The organism is Pseudarthrobacter sp. H2, assembly GCF_050157045.1.
Lineage (GTDB): Bacteria > Actinomycetota > Actinomycetes > Actinomycetales > Micrococcaceae > Arthrobacter.
The window spans coordinates 1325492-1341996 of the sequence record NZ_CP189594.1; the positions used below are offsets into that span (position 1 = coordinate 1325492).

The following is a 16505-nucleotide window of genomic DNA, read 5'->3' on the forward strand; positions in this document are numbered from 1 at the left end:
GTTATGAGCAATATATCGCCAGACGAACAGCCTAAGAAAACCATGGCAAAGCGGGTCATCACCCCTAAGCGAAAATACTTTCTTCCCTTCGAAGGTAAGACCTTAGATGCCGAGGACTTAGCTGACGTGGAAAAGCAACTAATAAAAGAGAAAGAACTAGAGGTAGGTGATGTCAACAACTAATCCATTTATTGGCCGCCGAGAAGGAATCGGCCTTGGAATCGAAGCAACGCCAGGTACCGGAGTCGCTTCACAGGCTTGGATGCAATGGCTCGACCAAGACATCCAGAACAAGACGACCATTATCGAAAACGAGAGTGCTCAGGGCACTGTTGAGAAGATCAACGACAGCGCGATTGTCGAGCGTTGGGCGGAAGGCAAGCTCAGCGGAAAGGTTACCGCTGAGACATGTGGCTTCCTTCTCCTGGGTATGTTCGGCACCGTTGTAGATGGCACGATCACGGGTGGCGTCTATCCACACACCTTTACTTTAAATCAGTCCACGGTGCCGAAGTCTCTTTCAATTACTCGCGTCAACCCGCTTGAGACCCAGAAGTACACCTACGGAACCGTTGAGTCCCTAGAGATCAGCGCTCAGGCCGGCGGCTGGGTAGAAATGGCTGCAAGTGTCAAAGCCCGTCCTGGTGCAGCCGCTACCGAGACCGTGGCGATCACCGCTGAGAAAGAGTTCACGAGCAAGGACATCACCCTGAAGACTGCCGTCGATGTTGCAAGCCTTTCTGGGGCTACGGCCATCACTGCTAAGAGCGTGAAGCTCCAGCTTGAGCGTAAGGCAGAGGCCTACTTCCCACTCGGGACTGACACAGTTACTGAGTTCATGCGCGGATCGTTCGAAGCCAAGGGTGAGTTCATTATCCGCTACACCGACACTCAGGTGGAGACGGACTACCTCGCGAACGTCATCAAGGCCATGAGCATCAAGCTCACGAACGGCACGACCACTCTTGAGTTCACCGCTCCACGCGCCCGCTTCCGCGATCTGCAGAAAACATCGGATAAAGAGAATGTCATCACTCAGACGGTTCAGTTCTACTGTGAGTTCGACATTGCCTCAGGTAAGGCGATCTCTGCGGTTCTAAACAACTTGCGTCCTACATACGTCTAGTAAGGTTCATTGATTAAAAGGCTGCCTCGTGGTTAACTTGAGGCAGCATTTTTAATTGGAGAATCCCCGAATGAGCTTGAATATTGTTGCCGAACGAAAGATGAGTCTAAAAGGCTTTGCGGAAGGCTGGGACGATTGCTATCTGAAAGTTCGAACGGCTAACGAATCGAAGCGGAAGGCGTGGTTGGCAGGCTTTGGCGCGGATGCAGACGAGGAGACGGCCGAGAAGGTTATCCGCGAGGCATGTCTAGAAGTGATCGTCGGTGGTGTCATCATGAGCACTGATGAGAACGGCATAGCGACTCCCGTTGAGTTCACCGTGGCAGATGTAGCCGAAGTAGTAGACGCCATCAACTTCTTCTGGCAGCAGGAGGTTGTCAGTGTTGCTACGGGTGTCAACCGTTTAAAAGCGAAGAATTAGGCCAGGTCGAGGCGCAATACCGGGACTTGATCGTCAATGATCTGACTGTGGACATCCCCGATGAGGTTGTCGACGAAGTCTTTGCTTTCCGGTACAGGGAGCGCTTTCATATGAGTGCCCTTGAGTTTGAAAAGGAGCCGTGGGAAGCGATTTATCAGGCGCGATTGATATGGCCGCTCGACGATGAACGTGTTAAATTGGAAAACATAAGACAGCAACCAATCTAACTCGGCTGTCCTGAGATTTACCACGTGGCTTCAAATAAAATCAATATCGTTATATCCGCCGAAGATAAGGCATCCAAGCCACTTAGAGACATCTCTAATGAGATGGACAATGGGACAAATAGTTCCGGTCGATTCAGCACCGCCCTGGGTTCTCTCGGCAAGGTAGCAGGTGTAGCTGCCGTCGCAGCTGGCGCCGCTGCCGTTATGGCGGCCAAGTTCGCTGTTACAAGTGCCGCTGACTACGAACAGTCTCTAAACATCTTCCAATCCGTCTCGGGTGCGACGGCAGAGCAGATGAAGCAAGTCGCTACCCGTTCAAGGGAACTGGGCAAGGACATCAGCCTTCCAGGCGTCAGCGCCAAAGATGCCTCACTGGCGATGGTCGAGCTGGCTAAAGCTGGCCTCTCGGTCAATGACTCCCTCGTCGCGTCAAAGGGTGTTCTCTCTCTTGCCAAAGCTGGCCAGATGGACACCGCCGCAGCAGCTGAAATTGCGGCTAACGCACTCATGTCCTTCGGTTTGAAGGGTGAAGAAGCTAACCGCGTCGCTGATCTCTTAGCCGCGGCGGCTAACGCGTCTAGCGCGGGTGTGTCGGACCTGGGTATCTCACTAAGTCAGGCGAGTGCCGTCGCGGCGATGACGAAACGTCCAGTCGAAGACGTGGTGACTCAACTCGCCCTAATGGCTAACGCTGGCCTCAAGGGGTCTGATGCGGGTACGAGCGTGAAGTCCATGCTCATGGCCTTGATATCGCCGTCCAGTACAGCAGCTGGCGCCATGAAATCAATTGGCTTTAACGCCTACGAAGCCGGTGGTCAGCTAAAGACTACTCAAAAAATCATCCAAGACATGACCAAGGCGCTCGAAGGCAAAACGGACGCTCAAAAGAATAGCCTCTTGGCTGACATCTTTGGCAGCGATGGAATCCGTGCCGCGTCCATCATCATGAAAGACGGCGTCGCTGGTTACGACAAAATGCGCGACGCTGTCATGAAGCAGGGTTCCGCAGCGCAGCTCGCCGCAGCGCAGAATGCTGGATTCAACGGTGCCATGGATGCACTGAAAAGTTCGCTGGAAACTGTGGCCATCGATGTTGGCATAAAGCTGCTTCCTTCCCTGACGGCCATCGTCACCTACTTGGCAAACAACGTAGAGCCGGCCTTCAACGCGATCCAGGGAGTAGTTAAGGGTTTTCTTTCCGCGATTGATTCCATCTCTTCAACGGTGAGTGCCAGCGTCAAATTCGCTGGTGATCGGGTTGATGACATCCGCCGGGCACTCGGAGATGCGGCCAAGGCTGTCAGTGACTTCAAGGACAAGGCCATCGCAGAGCTCCATCAGAAAATCAAAGAAGGAAAGCAAGTATGGCAGGACTTCAAAGGCTGGATAGAGGAAAACGAGACGGCCATTAAGTCAGTATCTACTGTGCTCGGCGTCGTGTTCGGCCCGGCTCTGGCAATTGCCGCGGGCAAAGCAGCTGTTGCCGGCGTAAAGATCGCTGCCTCAGGTGTCGCAGCGGGTGCGGGATGGGTAGCTGGCTCTGTTGCTGCTTCCATAGCTTGGACGGTCAACAGCGCAAGGATGATCGCACTGAGTGCGGGCATCTACACGATGATGGCCATCGACGCCGTCAAAGCCGGTGCTTCGTGGACTGCTGGAGCAGTCGTATCTTCATTTGCCTGGGTATTGAACATGGCCAAGGTTGCGGGCGTTTCGAGCCTTACGGCGATTAAAGTGTCTCTGTCTGCCGCTGACGCAGGATGGGCCTGGGTCTTCAACGCCACCAGAGCGTCATTCGTGTGGGCTGTAACTGAACTTCCAAAGATCGTTGCCGCTGCCGCTGTGACCGCGGTTCAATCCACCATTCACGCTGCGACAACATCAGCAGCATGGATAGCCTCTGCGGCTAGGTCAGCTTTTGCCTGGGTGGCCACAGAGTTACCTAGGATTGTGGCCGGCTTCGCTTTGACCTCAGGCGCAGCGGTGACACACGCGCTCGTCGCTTCCGGCGCCTGGATTGCATCTGCATCTGCTTCAGCGGTCGCCTGGGTGGTCACTGAACTACCTCGGATAATCGCAGCCTTTGTCGCCATGTCTGCTTCAGCCATCGCCAACGCAGCTATTGCGTCGGGTGCCTGGATTGCATCTGCCGTCTCTTCAAGTGCTGCCGTTGGAGCGTTGAGCGCACTGGTCGCCACTCCGATGGTCATGCCTGCCATCGCAGTTGCTGCTGCCATTGCTTCCCTGTTCCTTGTAGTCGATGCAGCCAATAGGGCCAAGGCAGCGGTTGCTGAAGCAACAGCGGCTAAAGCCAGCCTTGCTGAACAAGATAAGAAGGACCTGGCTGTTGCCTACAGCGTTATCAACAGCGGCGTCGCATCTCCAGAGCGCAAAGCTGCAGCTCAAAGAATCATCAACAACGTCAATAATCGCCACGCTCTCGGAACATCAAACGCTCCTGGTGGCGCAACCCTTGTCGGCGAGATGGGCCCTGAGATCGTCAACATGCCCCAAGGCGCGCAAGTCGTCCCTGCCTACCGAACACGTTCCACACCAACTGGGGGAGGAGGTGCATCAATAAACATAGAAAACCTGACCATCGCTAATCAGATGGATCAGCAGCGCTTCTTGGCCGATCTTGGCTGGAGGTTGTCGCTGCGATGATCATCTCCCTAAACGGCTTCGTACTGAACGATCCAAACAGCGTCAATGCCGCCTACCTGGACGAACCAATTGAAGGGCTCGGTCTACCGCCGATCCGCACTTCAAGCGGCAACTACAGCGGCCGAGACGGTGGCTATGTGGGGTCTCAGTTCTATGGGATGCGCCTGATCACCCTGACGGGGCAGTTCTTCGGTACGCCAGCGACGCTCGAGACGACGAGACGAAACCTCGCTGCTGCCGTTGCAACATCCTCAGTGGCCATGAACATCACGACGAACGCGGGCAACCAGTACCTCGTCAACTGCAACATTGACTCGCTCGATATGCCGATACTCCGCTCCATCAATCAGGCTCCGTTCAAGATCAGCCTTATCGCCACTGACCCGACCATCTATGACAACTCGGCCTCCGGACTCATGAGCGTGACGGTCAATCCAGCCCGCGGCGGCGGCATCACGTGGCCGATAACGTGGCCGATCACTTGGGCGGCTGGATCTCAGCCTACGACGGTCAACAACACCGGTAATGTCACTATCTACCCGACGATCACGCTCATCAACAAGATGACCAACCCCTCGATTACCAATCAGACGACGGGCCAGTTCTTCACTTTGACAGGACTGACGACGACCGCCGGCGACACCTTGGTGATCGATATGAAGAACCGCACGGTCTTGCTCAACGGCGGTTCGGTCTTACCGTTCGTGACTAGCTCTAGTTCCTGGTGGCCGCTGCTCCCTGGCAACAACAGCATCAACCTGACCACGGCAGACGGAACTGACACGACCGTAGCGACCGTTTCCTGGAGAAGCGGTTACAGGGGCATCTAGATGGATTTCGGAGGTAAACGCCTTTACGAGATCGAACTATGGAGCGCGGGAGGTTCGCGCATTGCTGACATATCCGCGCTCTGCTTCAACCGTTCCTACTCGATGCAGCGAAACGAAGCAGAGACTTTGACGTTCAGCCTTGATCTCTTCGCCTTCGAAAACTACTGCCTGACGAATCTAGGCGGCATCAATCCACGGACCCTGATCGATCCGTATGTCACTGACGTCAAAGTAAAGCGAGCCGGTCAGTACCTATTCGGCGCTCAGGTAGTCGATGTGAGCTTCAATCTTGCGGAAGACACATCGAAGCCAGGTTTTGGCGGTGGCATGGCTCAGAGCGGCGCACAGAGCTACATAGTGACCGTTACGTGCACGGGCTACCTCAACTTGTTCAAAGATCGCTACGTCTCCAAGACCTATACGGCAACTGAAGCGACTTCAATCGCAACCGACCTGCTGACGACTACCCAGGCTCAGACGAACGGCAGCGTCGGCGTCACGAATGCCGTTAGTCAGTACACCACTGGCGTCATTCGTGACCGCACCTTCCAGCGGGACAACGTGAAGCTCAAGATTCAAGAGCTGACCACGTTGATTGATGGCAACTTCGATTTCGCCTTCACCTGGGACAAGAAGTTCCAGACCTACAGCAAGATCGGGGCGCGGCGGACGGACCTCAAGTTCATCTACGGGGGGCCGCTCTCCAACGTGGCCGGCTTCCAGCTATCCCGGAGTGGTATCAACCTTTTCAACAAGATCTACGGCCTTGGTTCAGGCTTCGGCGTTGATCAGTTACAAAGCACTCAAGTCGATGTGACGAGCCAGCTCAACTACTACCTGCGCGAGCAGATCCAACAGTTCAACTCGGTCAGCATCCAGACCACGCTTGACCAGAACACCACGGCCGCCGTGGCGCTTGCCAAGGACATCCTGGAGCTGCCGAAGATCACCATCACCGGCAAAGAGCTAAACACCAACTTCCTCAGCGTCGGTGATCGCATCCCTCTTGAGGTCAAGAACCACACGTGGCTATCGAACATCAACGGCCTGTACCGCATCGAACAGATGGAAGTAGATATTGACGAGAATGACTTCGAACGCGCGATCAAGCTGACGTTCGACAGCTACGGGGTCAACCAGAATGAATAACCGGATTGACCAGGAGATAGGCCATCACTACGAGTCAACGATTAGGGGCCTTCAGAGTGACGTGACCGAGCTGAAAAGCCGGCAGCCGACGGGCAGTGCCCTGGTGAAACGCTCATATATCTCGCAGACGGCGAACTCCTTTGACCTGTCGGCCTACAGCATCCCCGCCAACACGACACAATTCTTCTACATCACGTTTACTGGCGATGGCACACAAGCAGAGCCATACGGCATCCAGTACAGCCAGATTTACAACAACGGGACGGATAGCGCCCACCGTCTGTCCGACTACCAACAGTACGATTCGACAGACACCTTCTACTTCAGCCAGGCAGTCAGGCCGTCGCCCTTTATCGGTCCAAACAAAATGACGTGGACTGTTGGCATAGGCGCTGGCCCTTCGGGAGCTTCTGTCTACATCAAAATGCGCGTCATGGTGAGCTGCAAGGGCTCGTCGCTGGCGCTGACCTACTAGGGGGACTATGACAAGCAGAATTAACCAAGAACCACAGAACAAGATAGTCGAAGACATCACGAGCCTCGACGTGGCCCTCCGCGAGTTGAAAACGGGCATCCAGTACACCGAAGCCAGGATGTACGAATACTCAAGCGCGAACAGCTACGACATCACCGGCGCTCTCGCATCATCCAGTGGTGGAAACCAAGTTCTGGCCACGATCCTTATCACTGCCACCTCAGCTGATGCCTCAAGCTTCCTCTCGGCCTTCATGCCAGAGCTGTGGATACCGAACACCAGCACCCCCTACCACGACACGCTTGCGAGCAACTACCAGATCATCTACAACAAGATCATCACCGATGACACCACGAAGATGCAGTACTGGTACACCATTGGTGCCAGAAACGCCGTCAGTGCGAGCACGTTTTATCTCAAGGCGCACATCTACAGCACGGCTCCGGTTACCGTGACCTACGTGAGGATCGTATGAGGCTGGATCGTGACGCTGAGACGCAGCTGGAACAGAAGCTCAAGTACCTCAGGACGACCGTCGACGGCATGAAGGCAGATCAGACTTTTGGGGCCAGCGACGTTCGGATGTATCGGATCGCTAACCAGAGCACCAATGTTGATATCACCCTCACAAATCTAACCTCAACGACGCCGCAGTGTATTGAAGTGACACTTACTCCAAACAGTGCTGCCTCGAATCCAGTGATCGCCTATGACTTCGCTGTCAACGTGTCAACCACGCCTTCATCGGGCAACTTGTTCTATCGGTACGATCCACAGCTGCCAATCAGCGGTGTGCAAAAGTTTCGGCTCTATTTGCTGAGCGCCGGCACAACATACTCGTTTGTCGATGTTGGATTCACCTTCTGGACGATTTCACCTGCCACCTATTCAGCGGTCACAGTCACACCATAATGGACTATTCAAAAGTACTTGGTTGCTTTATATTGAGGACATAAACCTAAACAAAGAAATCTAACTAGTGGCAAAACTTGTAAGCAACTACACCGCAAATGGCAGCAGCACGACGGATGAATACGGAACCTTCGTTGTCCTAAACCGATTTCTCCAGGGTGATGTTGTTGAAGGCTTTGCTGTCGTCGCCAATGGCACGCCAAATCTCACGGTCCTAGTGCAGCCTGGTAGCGGCCGGATCACTACTGGCACCTACCCGAGCTCATACGGCTACTTGATAAGCCACGACACTAGCGCTGGCGAGTCCGTCACCATCTCAACTCCAGCTGCATCGCCGCGCATCGACTACATCGTGGCCTACATAGACAAGGCCGTGGCCGGCTCTACCTCAGGCGCGAACGTCAACAACACGAACAATGTGCTCAAGTTTGCCGCGGTGGCCGGGACGCCATCAGGATCACCTGTCATACCAACTGTCGGTCAGATTCAAACGGCCATTGGCGCTTCGAATCCGTACATCATCCTGGCTCAGGTCGCTGTGGGAGCAAGCGTCAGTACGATCACCAATCCGAACATCACAGACAAGCGAGTGATTGCTACTGCTCGAAACTTTCCATCCCAAGCCACATCATCAACAGTCGTGGCTACTGAAAGCACTGCGTCGACAACTTATACAGACCTAACAACTGTCGGCCCGGCTGTCACGGCAACTGTCGGCCCAGCCGGATCAGCATTAGTGACCATTACTTGCCACAGCTATAACAGCGCAGTCAACGATACCTTCATGTCATTCGCTGTGTCGGGTGCTACCACTCAGGCCGCATCAGATAATAACGCTAAGGTGACCAGCACCACGAGTGGTCAACAGGGATCTACAACGACACTTTTGACCGGTCTGAACCCTGGGACAACAACCTTTACATCAAAGTACAGAGTCGCAGCTGGAACGGGTGGATTTCTAAGGCGAACAATTTCGGTGGTACCACTCTAATGACCCAGCAAACGAAAATAATCATCAAGGAAACAGAAGCGTGAACGGCGCAGAAGTCGCCATAGCCGCCCTTGGCATAATGGCCACCGTCGTTGGTGTGCTCGTCTGGCTACTCAAGAAGCTCTTCACCCAGAATGACACCACCCTCAAAGAAGGCAACGCCGCCAACCTCGAACTAGCTAAGTCCATTAATAAGCTCGCGACGGCGTCAGAAGAGCAGGTTCGGCTTGGACGCGAGCAGGCCACCGCGCGTGAGAAATGGGAAGCCCTGGTCGTCAAGAAACTTGATGCTATCGACAAGAAGGCCGACCGCAATTATGAAGCGTCTATCAACATGAACGTCAAGACACAGAATGTCCAGAACCAGGTCGTCCAGAACGAGGTGGTGGAGGCCAAGCAGTAGTGGCCAAGACATTCGAACAGTTCAAAAACGACACTCTCGGCGGTCGCTTCGGAAATCCTGGTACGGACAACACTAACCTCGGTGCTCCTGCCTACGCGGGCCAGTGCGTCAGCTATGTCCGTCTGTACATGGAGGAGGTACTAGGTATCCCGACAGCGGTGTGGGGCAACGCCGTTGACTACTGGACAAACGCAACTGTTCTTCAGCGCTTCGATAGGGTTTCGAACCCTCAAGACGGCGACATCGTGGTCTGGGGCGATGATGCGGGTAACTGGACTGGTCCCGAAGGTCACATCGCTATTTGGTACAAGGGACGCCTGCTCAATCAGAACTACGGCGGCAGCCTGAAAGTGACAATCAGCAGCATGTTCACCCCTGGACTGCTTGGCTATTTAAGAATAAAAGGAGGCGAAGACGTGATTACCGATGCAGACAACGAATACGGGCGATGGCAGAAATTAGCTCAACAAATTAGAGGGCGCGCTCAAGGCTTCAGTCGTGAAGAGTTTAGGGCTGCTGCTGTTGGCAGGACTTGGTTGCGGGCCATGGAGATTCTGTCGGACAACGAGGAGTCCAATCAGAACTATCAGGACGCTCAGCTTGGAAAGCTTGCACGCACAGACAACTGGCAAGGCCAAATCTATGGCTTACAGGATCAACTCAAAGCAGAACAAAATAAGTCAGTTGGCCTCGTAAACAGTGTCACTGACCTCACAACCAAGCTCGGTGACGCCAACGAGCAGCTTGGGGCAGTTAGGGCTCAGCCGGCCACGGCCTCTGGTACCGGTATCGACCAGGCAACCAAAGACACCATCAATCAGACCAACGACAGCGTGAGCTGGATTAGGGGCCTCTTTACAGCCATCGTTGAGGCAATATCAAAGTTTAAAAAGTAAGGAGCTATATGTCACCAATCACCAAACAGCAAGCTATCAAAATCGCCAAAGCACTCGGCTACTCGTTCGTCTCAGGCTTCCTGGGAACACTGGCACTCGTTGGCCTGGACTTCATCCATGCAGCCAGTCAAGGTACGTCGGGTGTCGTCAGCTTTACAGTCGCTCTCATCGGTGCAGCACTCGTTGGCGGTATCAACGCCGTCTTCGTCACTATCAAGCAGCTACTCACTCCAGCTGATAAATAGCTCGTCAGACGCTGTGAGACGCATTCTAAGCGCTTCCAGCCGCAAAGACGACAATCTATCCACTGAACCCTCAGACATTGCGCTGAGGGTTTTAGGATGTAGGCTTTCTATATGGCCAAGAAAACTTTTACAAGAATCGTCGACGACCTGACTAACGAGATGCTGGAAGAAGGCCAGGGTGAGACCATTGAGTTCGCCTTTGAAGGTTCTTCCTACAGCATCGACCTTTCGAGCAAGAACGCGGACGACTTCCGTGAGGCGATCTCCAAGTATACCGATGTAGCAACTAAAAATGTGGCACGCCTGCCCCGCGCCGCCAGCTCATCCATCTCGGCACCTAAGAGCAACAAGGAAGAGCTACAGAAAATCCGTGAGTGGGCCAAAGCGAACGGCCACAACATATCCGAGCGTGGACGCGTAGCGCAGTCCGTTCAGGATGCTTACCACGCCGCGCACTAAGGCATAAGGAAAGCCCGGCTCCCTCATCGGAGCCGGGCTTTCCTTATTTCCTATGCCGTGTTGAGTAGTCTCACTTCCTCAAGAACGCCTTCATCGAAGCCGATCTCCAGGCACCGCCGAACGAAGCGCTCTTGGTCACCGGGGAACTTCTTGCACATCGCCCTTAGGTAGTTCTGGCCGAGTAGATCGATACGCAGCATCTCCCATTCCATGCTGTGCCTCCTGATGCCTTCAATCTCCATGATTCGTAGGTGCTCAAGGGCAAGCTCATGCTCGTCCGGAAGACTGAAGGTCAGGCCTGTTTCAATGTGCAGACTGTCGTGCCAGAACCGAAGCGCCATGTTCGTGGCAGCATCCTTGAAAATGGAAAGGTCGCAGTAGAGCGAGTAGACGGGCATAGGTGTCATCGTCTCAGCGGACTCAGCGAATACTTGCTTGAGCTCTCGGTACGTAGCGGGGGCGTCCACGGCAGGAACCCACGTGAAGCCAAGTTCCTGTGCCCGTTTGTGCGCCATATCGGACACGAACATGCTGAGGTTTATCCGTGCTTCCTGGTACTGGTTGATGTTCATCACTTCTCCCACTTCTTGATGCCGATGTTTGGACGTTGACTTACCGGTGTAGGGGCGGCTTTACGGCGCCGGGCGATCTCTTCCGCTATAGCAGCAGGTGTCCTGCCATAGTTCTTGCGGCTGGCCTCTCGGACTTTCCAGCCCAAGTTGTGGCGTTGCTTTGGCGGAGCAGCAATGAAGCTGACCGGTGTGCTAACACCTTCAGTCGTAGCAATTCTGGCGATGCCTTCGTACTGGCCGAGGTTCATGAAGTCGTCCTTAGTGACCGAGCTACCAAACTGACCAGACATGGTTTCAGCGTCTTTACTCTCAAGCTGGAACACGATCTTTGTCCTAGCGTTATTGTGCGCCGCGTCTCGTATGTTCTGTGGCAACTGAGTGACGGACTGGTTCGCCATGATGATGGGGAAGTTGTAGCTGCGTGCTTGGGCAAGCATGTCATCGAGGCTGATAGGTAGGTGCTTCAAGTTCTGCACCTCATCAGCCATGAAGAAGAAGGGCTTCTCAGGACGGTTGGCTCGTACTGCCTTCCAGGCCGAGTTGACGAGCAGAGACGTGATGAACTTCTTTGTGTTCTCTTCGATGTTGGTTACGTTCACCAAGACGATCTTGTTCTGAGCAACCGCCTCTGCCATAGAGATACTGCTCGTACTCTGACCGAAGATGTTGCGAACTGACTGGCGTGAGTTGAAGTGCCAGAAGCGGTCGATGACCGGCTGGACTATCTGCATTTCCTTCTGCTTGCCCTGGTTCTCTAACTCTTGCCAGAAGTGAATGAGCTCGGGCTCTTTGAGATTCTTGATGATCTCGTTGCGCCACGGCAGCTCGTCGTAGCGCGGTTGCAGCAGCGGCACGAGATCAGCCACCGTCGCGCCCTCTCGTGTCATGAGAGTTCTAAGGCCGTGGTAGACCACCTTCTTAAACCAGACGCCGTCCTTGTCTCCGTGGATGTTTGAGACGATGCCTTCGATATCCTCGATCGTTCGGTAAGGGTCCCCGTCATCCAGGACGTTGAAGCCCACGGGCGCGGTCGGATCGTTGAGATCAATCACCACGACTTCATTAATTCGGTCAAGGGGTATGGTCTCAAGCAGACGATCAAAGAGATCATCCTTCGTCTCGACGAGAATCATGCCGTGTCCGCTCTCGATGATCTGCCGGCCAACGGTGGTTAGAAATTCGGTTTTACCCGTTCCAGTCGGAGCGGTGACGTGCATGTGTTTGGTGATGTCCTCCCAACTCAGCGCTATCGGTCGTTCACTACCAGGGAAGTTGCTTCGGCCGAGGACGATCCCAGTCTCTGGTATGGAGACCGATGCTGGAAGGTGACGACTAGCTGAACGGGGGAGTCCCGCTACCATCGGGGAGCCAATCGGGTAAGCAATAAGCGGGATGAGTTCGGAGATGGCCAGCGTCATCGGGAAGGCCAGTACCGTTGCAGCCCTGTCAATCCGGTCTTGCAGCTTGGCTTTGGTGACTCTCATTTCTACAAAGCGGTTGTCTGGAGAGTTGAGTGCCGTGAAGGACGATCGGACGTTGGCAACCAATTTCTCAGCTCGCGGACGCGTCTCAGCTTTAGCGGCGACTCTCAGTACGGCGTTGTAGTTAGCCTCGCTCAATTTTTTACGGCGGTCGTTGATCTCATCCTTGGTGGCATCGGGGACGCCAAGCAGTGACCTGAAGGTGAAGGCTGCGGTCCTGGCACCGTCCTGAGGTAAAGGAGCTGGCCTACTAGGAGCCACTACCCACTGCATGAGCACGGCTTCATCACCCTGCAGTTGGCCAATTGAAGTCAGGATCGAAGCGGCCGTGTCGTTGGAATTGAATATCCGCAGGCTACGTTCTGGGTTGCTCTCGCCAATCTCGACGGCATACGTCCAGTCGTGGCGGGGGAAGATAGTCGCCGGTTCATAGCGGAGGCCGCGGAGGTGAGTGCGGAGCTGGCTCATGATGTCGTCAGCGTGCTGCCAGGGTACTTTGATGCGGTGCTCGATGCCGGCGCTAGTAGACCACGTTTCAAAGACGATAGTGGGGACGCCATCAAGAAGTGAGGGCTTGGAGTGCAGTGTTCCACTGACGGAGCGCAGCCACGCTTGAACGCGGTCTTCAGCAAGATCCTGCGGGAACGTGAGGACGTAGGTCTTGCGGTCGTTGTCGAGGTTAACCTGGCTTTTGAGCTTTAGCATGAGCACTCCGATGAATAGTGTCGGGGGAAGTGTCAGGTATAGAAAAAGCCACGTCATGCCTGCTGTTACTTTGGCACAACGCGGCTTTTTCTACCAGAATTTGCGTCTGGATATAACCACTCGGAAGAGCAACACACCCACTGCGATGACCAGCATGGACGAGATAACTATGCCGACAATGGGGATATAGGGGGCTATGGCCTGACCAGCAAGAGTGATGACGATGTAGAGGATGACGATAAGCGCAAGACCTTCCCAAATCTTACGCACTGCCGATCTGCTTCCTCTTCTTCATTTCCTTCTCGGCGACCTCGCGGATAGCTTCTTCAAACAAGCCGTCTTCAATCTCGGCGTCACGCATGCCCTGGCGAATGCTGTGCTTCATCTGCTGCTTGCGGTCAAGCCGCTGACCCTTCTTGGAAGTCAACGCCCAGGCGCAGAAGATGATGCCGCCAAGCATGATCCCCATGAAGAGAACGGCTCCGACAAATCCTTCAAATCCAGCTCCCACGGTAATTCTCCTTTAGTAAGCACGCTCGATGGTTATGGTCTGTTCGATGATTTCAACGGTGCCGTCAGGTAGTTTCCGTGCAACGCGTCGAGTTTCTGTGTGGCGCTCCGCTACGGCTGGTTCGTACTCTCCTAATTGCTCAACTCCATTACCTGATTTGAGTATGTAGTAGAGGGCGCGTCCTATTTGATTTGAGGTTGGCGTTGCTCTCCCCTTTCTTGCGATGTAGACCTCCTGCGTTCAACTGATAGAATGACGGTATCTGACATGACAGTGACATGTCAATCGATGTCATCCAGAGCGAGTGGAGCTGCGAGTTGAAAGAGCAAGATAAACCAACCACCGTCGTCGATGATGAGACGCGAGTCGAGGTCATCAGAGGGCTCTGCCAAGGTGCGCCGTTCCTCCAACTTTCGGGGGAGAGCGTCCCCGCGTTTGTCCTAGATGCGTTCGGAGTTGAGGATGAACGCGTCTTTATCTCGCTCTTGAAACGGAGCCTTGACCTCATGGTTAACGGCCCGCACAAGGAGGCCATAGAGAGTGCACTCGGCAGGTACTACGGCTATGAAACCCTCACTCTGCGGCGCAATCATTTCCTGGAAGGGCGCGACATCAGCTATCGAACGCTGGTACGCCATGAGCAGGAAGGCGCGGCCAAGCTCGCAAGCCTGATGATGAAGATCAAGGACCGCGAGGTGCCAGACGCTCCCGATTCGTCAGCAAATCTGCACCACCTGGAGCAGCGGATCGCTGACTTGGAAACTCTCGTTGCGGGGTTAGCGCGGTTCTCCTACGACCTTCTGAAGATGGTGGAAGCCGGCAAGCCGTTAGATGCCAACGCGTTACGCACTGGAATGACGTCCCATGTGATGCCGGGTGACGAGCATTCGCGCCAGGTATTTTTCGACGCAGAGGCGCGCGTTTCCGACAGGGCGTTCAACTTTGCAATGGCACTACGCGATGAGAAGGACGGCTAGCTCTTCCAGACGATGCGCACAAGGTCAGGGTCGAACCTGTACTTGCCTTTGTACATAGGGAAGCCCTGGCCTTTGATGCGTGGGTCGATGTAGATCTTGTCGATGAGAGTGTCCACTAGCTGACGTCGCCACGGCAGGTCAGCTTTGTCCCACGCCTCTTGGACGCTCTTGCCGGCGGGAATCCCGGCGATAGTTGCTTTGCTCGACTTACGGTCAAGCTCGCGTCCTAGGGTATCGAGACGAGCTTGAGCGGTCGTTTTAGCGGTCTTGTACTCGCTGAACGTCATGTCTCCGGTTGAGTAGAGGTCCAAGATTTCCTGTAGGCGCTGTGCCTGGGTATCGCGGTCACGCATCAGCTGTTTCAACTCAGGTGTGGCCGATTTGCTTCCTTCCAGCAGCTCGCTAAGTTCGGGAGTATCAAGCCTGTACATGATGCAATCGATCACCAATTCTTCTACTGGTGCTTGCCGGCGTTTGACGCCGCCACAGCCAACCTCACCACGGGTATCATCAAACTTGCGGCAGCTGAAGGCGGGTTGGTAACTGCCGTCGCGGGCCTGGGCATTGATGATCGACATGCGGTTGTTGCAGATTCCACAGAAGACAAAGCCCTTCAGGAGATGCTTACGGGTATATGTACGGGAGCCATAGAGCGCCTGACCGCGCTTGATAGCCAGGTGCAAGTCTTCCCACGTATCGAGGCTGATGAGGGGCGGCCACTGCGCGGGGTACTGGTTGTCGTTGTGAACTCGGATGCTGATGTTGCGCGGCCTGATGGCGACGTTATGGGCGTTGATGGCCGACCACTTGTTGCCCTTGGCAGTGGGGATAGAACGCTCATTCAAATCGAGGGCGATGGTGCGCCAGGAATCCCCAGCGGTGAAGCGGTCAATGATCTCGCGGACGACGGCGGCCTCATGCTCGATGATGACCATGCCGTTCTGCTGGTACCCGTAGGCACGATTACCGCCGGAAGTCAGTCCCGCCTTCGCTGCTTGGAGCTTTGCCGCCTTTACCCGGTCAGTCGATGTCTCCACCTCATATGATGCCCAGGCCGCGAGGGTCTTTGCCGTAGCCCGTCCCGCTGGTGTCGTCAGATCAAAGTAGCCGGCCTTGACGGTGTGAGTCGCTACCTTCTTCGGCTGGCAGACATCAATGTAGACCTCGAGATCTTTCGTGCGACGCAGTAACCGGTCCTGATGCCAAACAAGAACGGTGTCAATCTCTCCACTCTCTATAGCAAGTAGAAGCGACCTATAGGCGGGCCGCTGCTTGCTGCTGTATGCACTGATGTCGTTATCGTGGTAGACCGCAGTGATGGCTATGCCGAGTTGCTCAGCCAGGGCGCGACAGTCGGCTTCCTGGCGCTCCACAGCAAGGCCAGCACCTGTGCGGTCCTTACTCACTCGGGCATAGATGGCGGCACGTTTGCTCTGCATATATATTCTCTTCGTCGCATTA

20 protein-coding genes are annotated in these 16505 nt (G+C 54.7%); 16 read left to right on the top strand and 4 right to left on the bottom strand.

Annotated features, from left to right (window positions below; all coding sequences use genetic code 11):
- Positions 1–3 precede the first annotated feature (3 nt).
- From ACQCSZ_RS06240 to ACQCSZ_RS06310, 15 genes are all read left to right on the top strand, one after another.
- Positions 4–183, top strand: coding sequence for a hypothetical protein (locus tag ACQCSZ_RS06240; protein WP_427007196.1), 180 nt, complete (start codon positions 4–6; stop codon positions 181–183).
- Complete coding sequence (locus ACQCSZ_RS06245; RefSeq protein ID WP_427007197.1) at positions 170–1126, top strand: phage tail tube protein; 957 nt, start codon at positions 170–172, stop codon at positions 1124–1126. The genes ACQCSZ_RS06240 and ACQCSZ_RS06245 overlap by 14 nt, the downstream gene beginning before the upstream one ends.
- A gap of 70 nt (positions 1127–1196) precedes the next feature.
- Positions 1197–1547, top strand: a complete 351-nt coding sequence (locus tag ACQCSZ_RS06250; RefSeq protein WP_427007198.1) for a hypothetical protein — start codon at positions 1197–1199, stop codon at positions 1545–1547.
- Positions 1548–1594: 47 nt separating this feature from the next.
- Entirely contained in the window at positions 1595–1774 is a 180-nt protein-coding gene (locus ACQCSZ_RS06255; RefSeq protein ID WP_427007199.1) for a hypothetical protein, read from the top strand.
- A gap of 24 nt (positions 1775–1798) precedes the next feature.
- Positions 1799–4438: a phage tail tape measure protein gene (locus ACQCSZ_RS06260; protein WP_427007200.1), complete on the top strand. Its 2640-nt coding sequence runs from the start codon at positions 1799–1801 to the stop codon at positions 4436–4438.
- On the top strand, positions 4435–5268 hold the full coding sequence (locus tag ACQCSZ_RS06265) for a phage distal tail protein (protein WP_427007201.1): 834 nt from the start codon (positions 4435–4437) through the stop codon (positions 5266–5268). Before ACQCSZ_RS06260 ends, ACQCSZ_RS06265 begins: the two co-directional genes overlap by 4 nt.
- Positions 5269–6417: a hypothetical protein gene (locus tag ACQCSZ_RS06270; RefSeq protein WP_427007202.1), complete on the top strand. Its 1149-nt coding sequence runs from the start codon at positions 5269–5271 to the stop codon at positions 6415–6417. It abuts the gene before it with no gap.
- A gap of 61 nt (positions 6418–6478) precedes the next feature.
- Positions 6479–6892 (top strand): hypothetical protein, encoded by a 414-nt coding sequence (locus ACQCSZ_RS06275; protein WP_427007203.1) that lies wholly within the window; start codon positions 6479–6481, stop codon positions 6890–6892.
- Positions 6893–6899: 7 nt separating this feature from the next.
- Positions 6900–7367, top strand: coding sequence for a hypothetical protein (locus ACQCSZ_RS06280; RefSeq protein WP_427007204.1), 468 nt, complete (start codon positions 6900–6902; stop codon positions 7365–7367).
- Positions 7364–7804 carry a hypothetical protein gene (locus tag ACQCSZ_RS06285; protein ID WP_427007205.1) on the top strand — a complete coding sequence of 147 codons (441 nt, stop codon included), beginning with the start codon at positions 7364–7366 and terminating at the stop codon, positions 7802–7804. The genes ACQCSZ_RS06280 and ACQCSZ_RS06285 overlap by 4 nt, the downstream gene beginning before the upstream one ends.
- 67 nt (positions 7805–7871) lie before the next feature.
- Positions 7872–8795, top strand: coding sequence for a hypothetical protein (locus ACQCSZ_RS06290; RefSeq protein WP_427007206.1), 924 nt, complete (start codon positions 7872–7874; stop codon positions 8793–8795).
- A 40-nt stretch (positions 8796–8835) separates the two neighbouring features.
- Positions 8836–9198, top strand: coding sequence for a hypothetical protein (locus ACQCSZ_RS06295; RefSeq protein ID WP_427007207.1), 363 nt, complete (start codon positions 8836–8838; stop codon positions 9196–9198).
- Positions 9198–10094: a CHAP domain-containing protein gene (locus tag ACQCSZ_RS06300; RefSeq protein WP_427007208.1), complete on the top strand. Its 897-nt coding sequence runs from the start codon at positions 9198–9200 to the stop codon at positions 10092–10094. Before ACQCSZ_RS06295 ends, ACQCSZ_RS06300 begins: the two co-directional genes overlap by 1 nt.
- An 8-nt stretch (positions 10095–10102) precedes the next feature.
- Positions 10103–10339 (top strand): hypothetical protein, encoded by a 237-nt coding sequence (locus tag ACQCSZ_RS06305; RefSeq protein WP_427007209.1) that lies wholly within the window; start codon positions 10103–10105, stop codon positions 10337–10339.
- A 111-nt stretch (positions 10340–10450) separates the two neighbouring features.
- A complete protein-coding gene (locus ACQCSZ_RS06310; protein ID WP_427007210.1) occupies positions 10451–10798 on the top strand; it encodes a histone-like nucleoid-structuring protein Lsr2 in 348 nt (115 codons plus the stop codon).
- Between the two features lie 50 nt (positions 10799–10848).
- On the opposite strand, the gene ACQCSZ_RS06315 is transcribed toward ACQCSZ_RS06310, so the two are convergent.
- From ACQCSZ_RS06315 to ACQCSZ_RS06325, 3 genes are all read right to left on the bottom strand, one after another.
- Positions 10849–11373, bottom strand: coding sequence for a hypothetical protein (locus ACQCSZ_RS06315; RefSeq protein WP_427007211.1), 525 nt, complete (start codon positions 11371–11373; stop codon positions 10849–10851).
- Positions 11370–13613, bottom strand: a complete 2244-nt coding sequence (locus ACQCSZ_RS06320; protein ID WP_427007212.1) for a type IV secretory system conjugative DNA transfer family protein — start codon at positions 13611–13613, stop codon at positions 11370–11372. Before ACQCSZ_RS06320 ends, ACQCSZ_RS06315 begins: the two co-directional genes overlap by 4 nt.
- A 205-nt stretch (positions 13614–13818) precedes the next feature.
- Positions 13819–14067, bottom strand: a complete 249-nt coding sequence (locus ACQCSZ_RS06325) for a hypothetical protein (RefSeq protein WP_427007213.1) — start codon at positions 14065–14067, stop codon at positions 13819–13821.
- 278 nt (positions 14068–14345) lie between these two features.
- Between ACQCSZ_RS06325 and ACQCSZ_RS06330 the strand changes: the two genes are divergently transcribed.
- Positions 14346–15044 (top strand): hypothetical protein, encoded by a 699-nt coding sequence (locus ACQCSZ_RS06330; protein WP_427007214.1) that lies wholly within the window; start codon positions 14346–14348, stop codon positions 15042–15044.
- Here ACQCSZ_RS06330 and ACQCSZ_RS06335 read toward each other — a convergent pair.
- On the bottom strand, positions 15041–16483 hold the full coding sequence (locus tag ACQCSZ_RS06335; RefSeq protein ID WP_427007215.1) for a recombinase family protein: 1443 nt from the start codon (positions 16481–16483) through the stop codon (positions 15041–15043). The genes ACQCSZ_RS06330 and ACQCSZ_RS06335 overlap by 4 nt on opposite strands.
- Positions 16484–16505 lie beyond the last annotated feature (22 nt).

Excerpts from the sequence above, each read along its gene's own strand:
- ACQCSZ_RS06240 (WP_427007196.1), top strand. The coding sequence starts at position 4 with ATGAGCAATATATCGCCAGACGAACAGCCTAAGAAAACCATGGCAAAG.
- ACQCSZ_RS06245 (WP_427007197.1), top strand. The coding sequence starts at position 170 with ATGTCAACAACTAATCCATTTATTGGCCGCCGAGAAGGAATCGGCCTT.
- ACQCSZ_RS06250 (WP_427007198.1), top strand. The coding sequence starts at position 1,197 with ATGAGCTTGAATATTGTTGCCGAACGAAAGATGAGTCTAAAAGGCTTT.
- ACQCSZ_RS06265 (WP_427007201.1), top strand. The coding sequence starts at position 4,435 with ATGATCATCTCCCTAAACGGCTTCGTACTGAACGATCCAAACAGCGTC.
- ACQCSZ_RS06270 (WP_427007202.1), top strand. The coding sequence starts at position 5,269 with ATGGATTTCGGAGGTAAACGCCTTTACGAGATCGAACTATGGAGCGCG.
- ACQCSZ_RS06280 (WP_427007204.1), top strand. The coding sequence starts at position 6,900 with ATGACAAGCAGAATTAACCAAGAACCACAGAACAAGATAGTCGAAGAC.
- ACQCSZ_RS06285 (WP_427007205.1), top strand. The coding sequence starts at position 7,364 with ATGAGGCTGGATCGTGACGCTGAGACGCAGCTGGAACAGAAGCTCAAG.
- ACQCSZ_RS06305 (WP_427007209.1), top strand. The coding sequence starts at position 10,103 with ATGTCACCAATCACCAAACAGCAAGCTATCAAAATCGCCAAAGCACTC.
- ACQCSZ_RS06310 (WP_427007210.1), top strand. The coding sequence starts at position 10,451 with ATGGCCAAGAAAACTTTTACAAGAATCGTCGACGACCTGACTAACGAG.
- ACQCSZ_RS06320 (WP_427007212.1), bottom strand. The coding sequence starts at position 13,613 with ATGACGTGGCTTTTTCTATACCTGACACTTCCCCCGACACTATTCATC.
- ACQCSZ_RS06330 (WP_427007214.1), top strand. The coding sequence starts at position 14,346 with ATGTCAATCGATGTCATCCAGAGCGAGTGGAGCTGCGAGTTGAAAGAG.
- ACQCSZ_RS06335 (WP_427007215.1), bottom strand. The coding sequence starts at position 16,483 with ATGCAGAGCAAACGTGCCGCCATCTATGCCCGAGTGAGTAAGGACCGC.